The 11,586-nt window shown below is 62.2% G+C and carries 9 protein-coding genes and 1 pseudogene; 6 read left to right on the top strand and 4 right to left on the bottom strand.

Going from position 1 to position 11,586, the window contains the following annotated elements; genetic code table 11:
• Window positions 1–6 precede the first annotated feature (6 nt).
• The 3 genes from CQ13_RS14005 to fhuB all read left to right on the top strand — a co-directional run bounded on the left by CQ13_RS14005 (window position 7) and on the right by fhuB (window position 4,013).
• Complete coding sequence (locus tag CQ13_RS14005; RefSeq protein WP_057843551.1) at window positions 7–1,011, top strand: alpha/beta hydrolase; 1,005 nt, start codon at window positions 7–9, stop codon at window positions 1,009–1,011.
• A gap of 76 nt (window positions 1,012–1,087) precedes the next feature.
• A complete protein-coding gene (locus tag CQ13_RS14000) occupies window positions 1,088–2,020 on the top strand; it encodes an ABC transporter substrate-binding protein (RefSeq protein ID WP_082637452.1) in 933 nt (310 codons plus the stop codon).
• Entirely contained in the window at window positions 2,007–4,013 is a 2,007-nt protein-coding gene (fhuB, locus tag CQ13_RS13995) for a Fe(3+)-hydroxamate ABC transporter permease FhuB (protein WP_197427333.1), read from the top strand. The genes CQ13_RS14000 and fhuB overlap by 14 nt, the downstream gene beginning before the upstream one ends.
• A 33-nt stretch (window positions 4,014–4,046) precedes the next feature.
• On the opposite strand, the gene CQ13_RS13990 is transcribed toward fhuB, so the two are convergent.
• Window positions 4,047–4,871 (bottom strand): ATP-binding cassette domain-containing protein, encoded by an 825-nt coding sequence (locus tag CQ13_RS13990; protein WP_057843426.1) that lies wholly within the window; start codon window positions 4,869–4,871, stop codon window positions 4,047–4,049.
• 70 nt (window positions 4,872–4,941) lie between these two features.
• A complete protein-coding gene (locus CQ13_RS13985; RefSeq protein ID WP_197427332.1) occupies window positions 4,942–6,003 on the bottom strand; it encodes a siderophore-interacting protein in 1,062 nt (353 codons plus the stop codon).
• Window positions 6,004–6,318: 315 nt separating this feature from the next.
• Between CQ13_RS13985 and CQ13_RS13975 the strand changes: the two genes are divergently transcribed.
• The 3 genes from CQ13_RS13975 to CQ13_RS13965 all read left to right on the top strand — a co-directional run bounded on the left by CQ13_RS13975 (window position 6,319) and on the right by CQ13_RS13965 (window position 10,632).
• On the top strand, window positions 6,319–8,022 hold the full coding sequence (locus CQ13_RS13975; protein WP_057843423.1) for a cyclic peptide export ABC transporter: 1,704 nt from the start codon (window positions 6,319–6,321) through the stop codon (window positions 8,020–8,022).
• 292 nt (window positions 8,023–8,314) lie between these two features.
• Complete coding sequence (locus CQ13_RS13970) at window positions 8,315–9,313, top strand: GNAT family N-acetyltransferase (RefSeq protein ID WP_245309172.1); 999 nt, start codon at window positions 8,315–8,317, stop codon at window positions 9,311–9,313.
• 20 nt (window positions 9,314–9,333) lie between these two features.
• Window positions 9,334–10,632: a lysine N(6)-hydroxylase/L-ornithine N(5)-oxygenase family protein gene (locus CQ13_RS13965; RefSeq protein WP_057843421.1), complete on the top strand. Its 1,299-nt coding sequence runs from the start codon at window positions 9,334–9,336 to the stop codon at window positions 10,630–10,632.
• A gap of 4 nt (window positions 10,633–10,636) precedes the next feature.
• Here CQ13_RS13965 and CQ13_RS44395 read toward each other — a convergent pair whose 3' ends face one another.
• Both CQ13_RS44395 and CQ13_RS47095 read right to left on the bottom strand, forming a co-directional pair.
• The gene (locus CQ13_RS44395; RefSeq protein WP_197427331.1) at window positions 10,637–10,936 is read right to left on the bottom strand and encodes a 4'-phosphopantetheinyl transferase family protein; all 300 of its coding nucleotides are present in this window, start codon (window positions 10,934–10,936) and stop codon (window positions 10,637–10,639) included.
• Between the two features lie 69 nt (window positions 10,937–11,005).
• A pseudogene (locus CQ13_RS47095) lies at window positions 11,006–11,395 on the bottom strand (4'-phosphopantetheinyl transferase family protein); the annotation flags it as partial.
• Between the last annotated feature and the right edge of the window lie 191 nt (window positions 11,396–11,586).

The raw sequence follows: 11,586 nt of genomic DNA, 5'->3' as shown, positions 1-11,586 counted from the left end.
GTTGGCATGAGCCTTAATCCCGATATCGCCGCGCTGCTCGAGATGGTGCAGGTTGGCACCGAAAGCGGATCACGCATTCCGTTTCCGCAATTGACGGCCATACAGGCACGCGCTGATTTCGATGCATCCTCACCGTTGCTCGATCTCGATCCGCCGGCGCTCGCGTATGAGCGTCAACTCGCGCTGCCGACGCGCGATGGAGCCGCGATCGACGCGCGGCTCTACGCCAAGGAGGAGCCGAGCCGTCGCAATCCGGCGCCGGTCCTTCTGTATATGCACGGCGGCGGCTTTGTCGTCGGAAGCCTGGACTCACATCAGCCATTGTGCCGCGGTCTCGCCGAAGATAGCGGCGCGGCCGTGCTGTCCGTTGGCTATCGGCTTGCGCCGGAGCACAAGTTTCCGACCGCGTTCGAGGATGCGGTCGATGCGCTGGCCTGGATCGGCCGCGATGGGCTGGCTGCGGGGTTGGATGCCGATCGCGTCGCCGTTGGCGGCGATAGCGCTGGCGGCACGCTCGCCGCGGCGCTTGCCATCGAAGCAAGAGCGAACCGAAACCTGCCGCAGCCTGTTCTCCAGGTGCTCGCCTATCCCGGTCTGAGCTCCCGGCAAACATCTAATTCCTACGAACGATACGGTTCCGGTTATCTCCTGGAACGCAGCACCGTCGACTGGTTCTTCCGGCAGTATCTCCGCGACGATTCAGACCGTGACGACTGGCGGTTTGCGCCGCTGGCTGCGGAAGATCTCTCGAGGTTGCCCCCGGCGCTCATCGTGCTTGCCGAATACGATCCCCTGGTGGACGAAGGGCGCGACTACGCAGCAAGGCTCCGCGCCGCCGACGTTCCCGTCGACCTGCAGGTCTATCCGGGCATGATCCACGAGTTTCTGCGGATGGGCAATGTCGTGGCCGATGCCCTGCAGGCGCGGGCGGCGATCGGGCAGGCGCTGGCTAGCGCGTTTCGCGCCGCAGGCGAAAGGCGGCGGCCGGGCATGGAAAGACAGAGCATATGAAGGTATGGCATATGACGCTATGTCATAACTCCCGTCTCTCGCAGCCTCGCCGCAAGCCGTTCCCGAGTCGCACCCCATGAGCAAGAATTTACTCTCCGACTACAGACTGTCTCGCCGCGCGTTTCTCACAGTGGGCGCGGGCATCGGCGGCGGGGTGGTTGCAGGCGGCTGGCCGATGGCGCTTGCTCAAGCCGCCGCGCAAGAAGGCCCCCGTGTCGCCACGCTCGGCTGGGCCTGCGCGCAGACGATACTGGCGCTCGGCGTCGTGCCGCTGGTTGTGCCGGAGATCGAGCGTTACAACCGGCTCGTCGTCGAGCCGGCTGTCCCGTCCAGCGTTCAGGAGATCGGCCTGCGTTCGGAGCCAAATCTCGAATTGCTGCAGAGTTTTGCGCCTGATATCATCATCATCGATCCCAGTATCACTGCCGCAATACCCCGGCTCAAGCTGATTGCCCCGGTCGAGGTCTTCACGATTTTCAAGCCCGGCCGGCATCCGCTTGAAACAGCGCGCAGTTCGACGATGGAGCTGGCTCAGCGTCTCGGCGTGCAGGCGGCATGCGAGGCCTATCTGGCGCGTTTCGATGCCGCCATGACCGGCTACCACGATCAGCTTCGCGGTCGCAACGACAAGCCGCTGTACCTCGTCAGCGAAATCGCGCGCAACCGTGCGCTCGTGTTCGGGCCGAACAGCCTTTACCAGGAAGTCCTCAGTCAATTCGGGTTGAAGAATGCCTGGACCGGCCAGAGCGGTCCGTGGGGACATACCAGCGTTGGTCTTGAAGTGCTCGCTGCGGTTCCGGATGCGCGGCTGGTTCTGATGAGTTCGCGGGTTGCCGATATTGAAGCCTTGCTCAACGCAAGCCCAGTGTTGCGGACCTTGCCGTTCCTCCGCTCGGGGCGGCTGACGGTGCTGGGAAATCAATTTTTCTATGGCGGCGTGCCGGCGGCCGAACGCTTCGCACGCCTTCTCGCCGAACGTTTGCCGCAGGAAAACAATGAGCAAGGTTGACGCGCTGCCCGCCCGGTCCGGGATCGAGATGCATCCTGCGATACTGATCGGCTTATTGTTTGCGGCGGCGGCTGCGCTGACCTTTCGGCATCTGTCGGGATATCTGCCCGTTAACGCGTGGTTGCCGGTGCTGTCGCGTCCTGAAATCAACGATCCGCAGCAGATGCTCGTGCACTATACCGTCTTTCCGCGAATTGCGGTGGCGCTATTGGCCGGCGCAGCATTGGGCCTTGCCGGCGCCGTCTGTCAGCAGGTGCTGCGCAATCCGCTGGCCGAACCGACCACGCTCGGTGTCTCGAACGGCGCCTATCTCGCGCTGGCCATGACGACCTTGTGGGCGCCGTCGCTGCTTGCTTTGGGCCGCGAGTGGATTGCTCTGGTCGGCGGGTTCGCTGCGTTCCTGTGCGTGTTCGGCCTCACCTGGAAACGTGCGCTATCGCCGGTCGTGCTGGTGCTGGCCGGGTTGATCGTGGGCTACTACTGCGCCGTGACGACCCAGGCCCTGGTGTTGCTCAACCATGACTACCTGATCGGCCTGTTCATCTGGGGCGCGGGCTATCTCAATCAGCAGGACTGGAGCAATGCGGCGTTCCTGGCGCCGCGGTTTCTGATTTCGTTCGTGCTGATCGCGGCGATGGTCCGCCCGCTGACCTTGCTCGGCTTCGACGACGAGACCGCGCGCAATCTCGGCCTCGGACTGACAGGCGCGCGGGTCTGCGCGCTTGGCATTGCGATCGCTCTCAGCGCTTCGGTGGTCAGCGTCGTCGGCGTGTTGGGCTTTGTCGGTCTGACCGGGCCTGCTCTCGCCATGCTTGCAGGCGCGCGACGTTTCCGCGATCGGCTGATTTGGGCGCCGCTCTGCGGCGCTGGCTTGCTGTGGCTGGCGGACGAGCTTGTGCTGCTGATTCCGCCGGGCTATCGCGAGATGCCGGCCGGCGCAGCCACGGCATTGATTGGCGCGCCCATGTTGCTGGTGCTGTTGCCGCGGCTACGGTCCGCAGCTCCAGTCGGAAACCTCACACCATCCGTTCCGCCACGTCTTGATCATCCCTGGCGGGTGATCCTGTTTGGTCTGGCCTTGCTGTTGCTCGTGGTCTGGGTCGCGCTCGCAGTTGGGGTCGGCGCCGAGGGCTGGAGTTGGAGTGGTCTCGCCGGCATCCAGGAATTCCTGCCGTGGCGCTGGCCGCGCGTGGTGTCGGCGTTGGCCGCGGGGGCCACGTTGGCGGTGGCAGGCACGCTGCTGCAGCGCATGACCGGAAATCCAATGGCGGCTCCGGAGGTGATGGGGATCAGCTACGGCGCCGCGATGGGCGTGATCGTTCTTCTCTATCTGCTTCCCTCCCACACCCGCGTGGCGCAGATCGCCGGCGGCGGGATCGGAGCCTTTATCGTGCTCGGGATGGTTCTGCTGTTCAGCCGGCGGTCCGAATTCAGTCCGGAGCGTGTGCTGCTGGCTGGTGTCGCCATGAGCGCGGCATTCGGCGCAATCATCGCCATGGCGCTGGCGACCGGTGATCCGCGCATCGGCATGCTGCTGTCGTTGCTGACCGGATCGCTCTATCAGATCAGTCCGGCCGAGGCCTCGGTGCTCGCCGCCGCGGCGGCCCTTTTGTTGATCATGGTGCCGATGCTGTCTCGCTGGCTCGACATTCTGCCGCTCGGCTCGGCGGCCTCGCGTTCGGTCGGCGTATCGATGGCGAGAAGCCGCATCATCATCATGCTGCTGACCGCATTGTTGACGGCGACCGCGACGCTGATGGTCGGGCTATTGAGCCTGGTCGGTTTTATCGCGCCGCATATGGCGCGAATGATGGGGGCGCAGCGCGCGGTTCATCAGACGGCGCTGGCCGCGCTGATTGGAGCCATCCTGATGGTGTTTGCCGATTGGGCCGGGCGAATGGTGATATTTCCGTTCCAGATGCCGGCCGGCATTTTCGCGATGATGCTCGCCGGGCCCTATCTTCTCTGGCTGTTGCGCCCGCAGCGCGGATGACGCGAGACGGTGAAGCGCCAAATGATAACGAGCTCACCGTGCGAAGCTGATGAGATGGCTGTGATCCGGAGACGGCATCACCCCCATCGCAATGCCGTAGATGGTTTCGAGTTCGGTAGGCGTCATGATCTTGTCCGGCACGCCGCGCGAAATCAGCTTGCCCGAATGCAGGGCGATGATCTCGTTGCAGAAGCGTGCTGCCATGTTGACGTCATGGAGCACGACGACCACGCCGAGATTGCGCTCCCGTGCGAGCCGCTTCACCAGCGACAGCACTTCGATCTGATGGGCAATGTCGAGCGCCGAAGTCGGCTCGTCGAGCAGCAGGCACTCGGCATCCTGCGCAACCAGCATGGCGATCCAGACCCGCTGGCGCTCGCCGCCTGACAATGTATCGACCAGCCGGTCCGCAAACGGCTCGATGTGGGTCAGCGCCATGGCTTCCGCAACCTTGTCGCGGTCGGTGTCGCCGAACCGGCCCAGCGCGCCATGCCAGGGATAGCGCCCGAGCGCGACCAGCTCCTTCACCAGCATGCCGGCGGCGGGCGGCGTCTGCTGCGGCAGATAGGCGACCTTGCGGGCGTATTCCCGATCGCTCCATTCGCGTAAAGCGCGGCCTTCGAACCGGATCGTGCCGGATGAGCTTGGCTGCTGCCGAGCCAGCAACTTCAGCAAGGTCGATTTGCCGGAGCCGTTGTGCCCGATCAGGCCGACGACGCTGCGCGAGGGAAGCGACAGGGTGAGCGGTTCGAGCAGCGCGCGCCCCGCCACAGCGAACTCCACCTGGTCCAGTGCGAACAAGGGCGTGGCCGCATCGGGCGCGGCTTGCGCGATTTCGGTTGGCCGAACTACATGCATGAGAAAGTGCCTGCGGGGGTAATGCGTTGCGAGGTGAATGTCGTCCCGTCGGCCTGCGGATGTGGGGACGTCATGGCTGCCGCAGGCTCCAATACGCGACCGCAAGATGCTGCTCGCGGGCGAGCTTCCGCTCGTCACGCAGATGGTTTCGCAGCGCCTTCAACGCCTGCGCTTCGCACGCGACCCATGCAAAGACCTCGCGATGATCCGGCCATCGCACGGCTTTGACGGCATCGACCAATAGCTGCGTCGTCCCGGCCGCACGCTCGTCGCGATGCAGCCATTGGATCGATACGCCGGCTGGCGCGATCAACGGAACCTGCTCAAGCCGGTCGGCGACTTCGATGAAGACTTCACCGGTTGCCGTCGCCGGCAGCATCTCAAGAATTCGCGCAATGGCGGGAAGGGCGGTCTCGTCGCCCGCCAGCAGCAACCAGCGCGCCGGACGAATGCCTCGTCCGAGCGGACCGGCCATGCCGCAAATGGCGCCGGTTTGCGCATTGAGGGCGAAAGCCGAGCCGGGTCCGGCATGATCGTGGACCACGAAATCGATGTCGATCTCGCAAGCCTGCAGGTCGATGCGGCGGATCGTGTAGTAGCGGGTGACGGGTCTGCGCTCCGGTTCCGGCCACAGGATGCGCCCATCGGGGGCGGGCCACGGCCATTCCGGCTTGGCGAGGCCTTCCGGCGGAAAATACAGGCGGACGTGCAGGTCATCGTCGTTCACGAAGCGGGCGATGTCGTCGCCGGTGAAGGTCAGCCGGCGCATGTGGGGTGTCAGGTCGATCGCTGCCTTCAGCCGCACCTCGCGGAAGTTGGCCAGCGTGCCGCCGTTGGATTCATGGCCGGACCAGACGATGGTCGGCAGCTCATCGCCGGCGAACTCGATGACGTGGAAAGCGACGACCGAACGCAGCATTTCCAGATTGCCCTTGTCGTTGGCCTCGACGCGGATCTTGAGCGCCTCGGCCTCAACGGCCAGCGAACTGGTTCCAAACGGCAGCTTCGCCACCATCAGGCCGCCTTGGTCCTGGAAGGCGATATCATGCTCGGCAAGATGATCGATCATTCGGGCAGCAAGGCCGGAGGCATCAGCAATCGGAATGCGGGTTTCGGAAACAAGCGAATCCAAAGTCATTTCTCCAGTCGGGCCTGCCCGATGCTGGCCTGCGCACGCTTCGATTTCCGGATATCGCAGCCCGACATCGGATCCATGTCCCTGGGTGGATCCATGTCCTACTCGCTCGCCGGCTGCGATGCAAAGGCTCTACTACTCGCATTTTATTAAACGCGTTGCCGATCACAAATTAGAATCAATCGAAAGAGGCCGAAAAATAAGCTCTGGAAGAGCGATGCTGCCATCATGTATTCGCATCACTCCCGCAAGGCTATTCGTATTACGACGGGCCGTGTAGGTTCGCTTCAGCTCTACTCCAGCGCGGCACTCATGATGAATCCACGAAGCGGCCTGACGGCGCAGATTCTGCATCTCCTGCGGCCCTACTGGCCGATCGTGCTGGGCGGCACCGTTCTCGGCGTTGTCGGTGGCGCCAGCGTTGCGGGGCTGCTCGCGGTCGTCAATCGCGGACTTTACGCGTCGCAAGACGACGTCGCCACGCTGCTGTTCGCGTTTGCGGGCCTGTGTCTCTTGATCCTGATCGGCTCGATCGGCGCCGATATCAGCGCCAACTATGTTGGACAGCGGATCATCGCCGAGCTGCGCAAATCGCTCGCCGCGAAAATTTTAGTGGCCCCGATCGACCAGCTCGAATTCTACCGGACGCATCGATTGATTCCGGTCCTCACCCATGACGTCGACACCATCAGCGATTTCGCGTTCTTCTTCTCCTCCTTCTTCGTGTCCGTCGTCATTACGCTCGGCTGCATGGTCTACCTTGCGGTGCTGTCGTGGCCGCTTTTCCTGATCACGGGGCTGGTCATCGTTCTCGGCTCGCTCGCGCATGCATATGCGCGAACGCGCGGCGTTCAGGGCTTCAACGTCGCCCGCGATTCCGAAGACCAGTTGCAGAAGCACTACCGCGCGATCGCCGAGGGCGCGAAGGAGCTGCGCCTGAACCGCGCCCGCCGTCAGCGAGTCTATGTCGACCAGCTTCAGCGCACCGTCGATCGAATCAGCACGGTGCAGATCAAATCGATCAACCTCTTTGTGACCGCGCGGGCGTTGGGCACGATGTTGTTCTTCGTCGTGATCGGCGTCGCGCTGACATTGCGCCCGTTCCTCTGGCCCGACAGCCCGGCCGCCGTCTCCAGCGGCTTCGTCCTGGTGCTGCTCTATATGCGGGGGCCCATCGATCAGGTGATCGGGATCCTGCCGGCATTGGGCCGTGCGCAGGTAGCGATGAAGCGGATCGCCGAGCTTTCGGAGCAGTTCGCGACGCCCGAGCAGGGCTTGCTCGCCGCGCCCTCGGTCGCGCCGGATGGATCAGGCAGCATCGAATCGATCGAGCTCCGTGGCGTATCGTACGGCTTCCGCGCCGTGCCCGGCAGCAACCCCTTCGTTCTCGGACCGATTGACCTGCACGTCCGGCAGGGAGACATCGTTTTCATTGTCGGTGAGAACGGAAGCGGAAAAACCACGCTGATCAAGTTGCTGCTGGGTCTCTACGCGCCACAGAGCGGTACGCTGCTTCGCGACGGTCTGCCCGTCGTGACGGAAACGCGGGATGATTACCGGCAGCTCTTCACGACAATCTTTTCCGACTATTACCTGTTCGAAGATATTCTGCAGGGAGCGGGGATGGTGCCTGAGGTCGCGGAGCGCTATCTGGAGCGGTTGGAGGTGGCGCATAAGGTCTCGGTCGAGAACGGCGTATTTACAACGACGGACCTGTCGACCGGTCAACGCAAGCGGCTGGCACTGATGAATGCCTGGCTCGAGGAGAGGCCGATCCTCGTGTTCGACGAGTGGGCCGCGGATCAGGACCCTGCCTTTCGGCATATCTTCTACACGGAACTGCTGCCTGACCTGAAGCGCATGGGCAAGACGATCATCGTGATCTCACATGATGATCGTTATTTCGGCGCGGCTGATCATCTGGTGCGACTGCGGTACGGCAAGATTGTCGCGGGCGATGCGAAAACCCATGACATCATCAAGTCGTCATCGGTTCCAACCGACGCCTCTCTTTAGAGCTATTTTATTCTTCCGGAAAATTTGCATCGAAGTTCAGGCTCTTTCGAGATGCGCGCTGGGGAACGCGTGCGATGTCTTTGGCGACGCCGTCTTGTCAGATTTGTAAGAAATCTAAACTGCGTGTGCCTGCATTTCTTGTCATCCTGTACGCGAGTGTTTTACATCGCAGGCGCGCGTCAAGATCGCGTGCTGTTTCAAGCAACCAAATTTGCGATGCGAGGGCCGGATGAACAAAGCTTCGAGCTCCGCGACAGGGCCTCGCGCATTCCCGATCGGACCGGATTTTTCCGTGACCGTCGTTCAGGACGGCGGTGGAGATCTCCGCATTGCCGTGGGTATCACGACGGTGATGCGCCTGCGTCTCGATGAACGGCTCGATCACCTGAAAATATTGACCACTCCCGACGATCCGCAACTGGCGATCTCGGCGGTTTCGGCGGCGGCTGAAGCCATTTTTGGATGGCGGCCGACACTTGACCGGCTTGTGCTGGATTCAGCCAGCGCGGAGCTTGTGCGCGAGCTGATGAGCCACGGTCTCGCTTTCATGGCGGGGACAGACCTCGTGCTGCTTCCCGAACTGATCATGCAGCGGAGGGACAATTGGCTGGTCAATGCCAAACGACCGCCATTGCCGCAACTCCACGTCATGACGGACGGCAAGCGCCATCCGCGACGCTCGCCAAAGCCGGTGGGAAAGGTCTATGCCCGCTTCATACCCTGGCTCGCCGAAGTGATCTCCTTTCGCGTCGCCAACACGGACGGTGACCTGCATCTGCTGCACCGGTGGATGAATGATCCCCGCGTCGACGCGTTCTGGAACGAAGCCGGCGATCTCGAAAAGCATCGGCGCTATCTCTCCAGCATCCTGGCGGACCCGCACATGCTGCCGCTCATCGGCTGCTTCGATGACGAACCGTTTGGCTATTTCGAGCTCTACTGGGCCAAGGAGAATCGTATCGCGCCGTTCTACGATGCCGACGATTACGATCGCGGTTGGCATGTCGTCGTCGGCGAGGACGCCTTTCGCGGGCGCCGCTATATCAGCGCCTGGCTGCCGTCGCTGATGCACTACATGTTCCTGGATGATTGTCGAACACAACGAATCGTCGGTGAGCCGGCGGCGGCGCATGCGCAGCAACTCCGCAATCTGGAAGTCTCGGGATTCGCCAAAATCAAGAACTTCGATTTTCCGCACAAGCGGGCCACGCTCGTGATGCTGTTGCGCGAACGCTTCTTTGGTGACCGGCTGTGGCTGCCGGCAGCTACCAGCCCGGCGACTACGTCCTAACGCCCGAACGGAGCGCAGCTATGTCTCACCAGTTTGCGATCGAGCACGACGTCATTGGCGTCGGATTCGGGCCGTCCAACCTTGCGCTTGCGATCGCATTGGATGAATCCGCCAGAAGATCACGTCTGAAATGCGCCGCTCTGTTCGTGGAGAAGCAGCCGCAATTCAACTGGCACGGCGGCATGCTGCTTCCAGGCAGCGACATGCAGATCTCGTTTCTCAAGGACCTCGTTTCGTTGCGTGATCCGACCAGTCCGTTCACCTTCGTGAACTATCTGCACAAGCGCGGCCGTTTGCAGGATTTCATCAACTGCCGAACGTTCTATCCGAGCCGGATTGAATTCAACGACTATCTGCGGTGGGTAGCAGCCCAGTTCAAGTCTCAGGCGGCCTACGGCGAAACCATCGTCGCCATCGAGCCGGTGACGGTCGGGCAGTCGGTGACGTCCTTGCGCGTTCATTCACGGACACTCGCCGGCGAGGAAGCGGTGCGGCTTGCGAGGAACCTGGTAGTCGCGGTGGGAGGGCGACCGTATATCCCGCAAGTATTTGCAGAGATCGCCGATGATCCGAGATTATTGCATTCCAGCCGCTATCTCGACACGGTCGAGGACATCGGCCTCAGTGGAAAGGCCGCGCGCGTGGCCGTGGTCGGGGGAGGGCAGAGCGCGACCGAGGTGACGGTCGACCTTCGCGGGCGATTTCCGGACGCGAGCATTGATCTTATCTTTCGCGGCCATGCCTTGAAGCCGTCCGACAGCAGCCCGTTCGTCAACGAGATTTTCAATCCTGATTACACCGATTTCATTTATGCGCAGCCCGCCGAGCGGCGAGATGCGATCGTTCGTAACTTCCGGAACACGAACTATGCGGTGGTCGATGCCGACCTCCTGGACCAGTTGTATCGACTGCTTTACCAGCAGCGCGTCAGCGGCACGACAGGGATCGCGTTGCACCCGCGTAGCGAAATAACGAGTATAGATGCCGCACCTGAAGGCATCGAGATCGGCACGGCTGACAAGTTCGGCGGTGCAGAGCGTCGATCCACCTACGATGCCGTCATTCTGGCGACGGGCTATGACAGGGAGACGCCGCACGCGTTTCTTGAGCCGATCCAGCGCTACATTCGCGACACCGTTTTGGACCGCAACTACAAGCTCGTCACCACCCCGGTATTTCGGCCTCAAATCCATCTTCAGGGATATTCGGAGGCCTCTCACGGCCTGAGCGATACGCTACTCTCCGTTCTTGCCACGCGCTCGCAGGAAATCGCAGAATCGCTGCTTTCGACGATTTCACGCCGCGAGCTCATCGCGTAGGGCGTCAGATGGCGGGCGCGATGAGTCGCCACTGCGCGGCTGATCCAAGCGCGGCCGGCACCGAAAGCGCGGCAGGTGAAGGACCTGCGTCGATGATCACGGTGTTCGGAGCTATCGTGAATCCGAGGGCGGCCGCCTTCAGCAAGGCTTCCTTGAGGGTCCAGTAGCGAAGAAAGAGCTGGGACCGGAGCGCCGCGGGAGCGTTCCGTAGAACCTCCCGCTCTTCGGCCGCCAGGACGATCTCGGCGACCGAATCCATATCGGCGACTTCCCGCAGCGGTTCGATATCGACGCCGATCGGCATGCGGGCCACTGCAACGGCTACGGCGCCCCTCGCGTGGCTCAGGCTGAAGTCGATCTCCATTGGACCAGCAACGAGTATGGGCTTGCCATGCTCCGATGGTTGAAACCGCAGGGCTTCGGCCGGTTGACCGACAAGCCCGCCAAGCATGAGGCGAACGCCCGCATGCGCAGCCAGATAGCTCATTCGATCTTCGATGTGCAGGAATCGCCCCAAGCGATCGGTCTCACCGGCATCGAGGACTTTCGCAACCCGCTCGACGCTGAGTAAGCCGGGTTCGCCGGCAGCGATCTCCCACGATGGAGGTATCGCTGCCAGCCAGAGAAGAATCTCTTCCGGTTCCAACGGCGCAACCGGCTTCGTAATGTCCGCATCGCCCAAGCATCGCACCCGCAATTGATCCTGCGGAGCCGCGCATTTCACGGCGATCGACCACGCGAGTGAGACGCTTGCATGCGCCATTGAAAGCGATGCGGCAAATGGTCCTTGTCGAGCCTTCAGGGAGTTGGCCATGTCCACGGGCTTATCGATCAACGCGCAATTGCTTGCAACCCCCGGGTGTACAGATGCGCGTGTCGAGGTGATCTGACTTAGAATCCATCTAACTGAGACAAGCCGAGATCGCGTGCGCTTGCGGTACTGATAGATTCATT

Origin of the sequence: Bradyrhizobium retamae (assembly GCF_001440415.1) — a bacterium.
Lineage (GTDB): Bacteria > Pseudomonadota > Alphaproteobacteria > Rhizobiales > Xanthobacteraceae > Bradyrhizobium > Bradyrhizobium retamae.
This window is presented reverse-complemented; position numbering and strand designations above follow the sequence as displayed.

Bases quoted from the DNA above. Each gene is read 5' to 3' on its own strand.
- CQ13_RS14005 (WP_057843551.1), top strand. From the start codon at position 7: ATGAGCCTTAATCCCGATATCGCCGCGCTGCTCGAGATGGTGCAGGTT.
- CQ13_RS14000 (WP_082637452.1), top strand. From the start codon at position 1,088: ATGAGCAAGAATTTACTCTCCGACTACAGACTGTCTCGCCGCGCGTTT.
- fhuB (WP_197427333.1), top strand. From the start codon at position 2,007: ATGAGCAAGGTTGACGCGCTGCCCGCCCGGTCCGGGATCGAGATGCAT.
- CQ13_RS13990 (WP_057843426.1), bottom strand. From the start codon at position 4,871: ATGCATGTAGTTCGGCCAACCGAAATCGCGCAAGCCGCGCCCGATGCG.
- CQ13_RS13975 (WP_057843423.1), top strand. From the start codon at position 6,319: ATGATGAATCCACGAAGCGGCCTGACGGCGCAGATTCTGCATCTCCTG.
- CQ13_RS13965 (WP_057843421.1), top strand. From the start codon at position 9,334: ATGTCTCACCAGTTTGCGATCGAGCACGACGTCATTGGCGTCGGATTC.
- CQ13_RS44395 (WP_197427331.1), bottom strand. From the start codon at position 10,936: ATGCCGATCGGCGTCGATATCGAACCGCTGCGGGAAGTCGCCGATATG.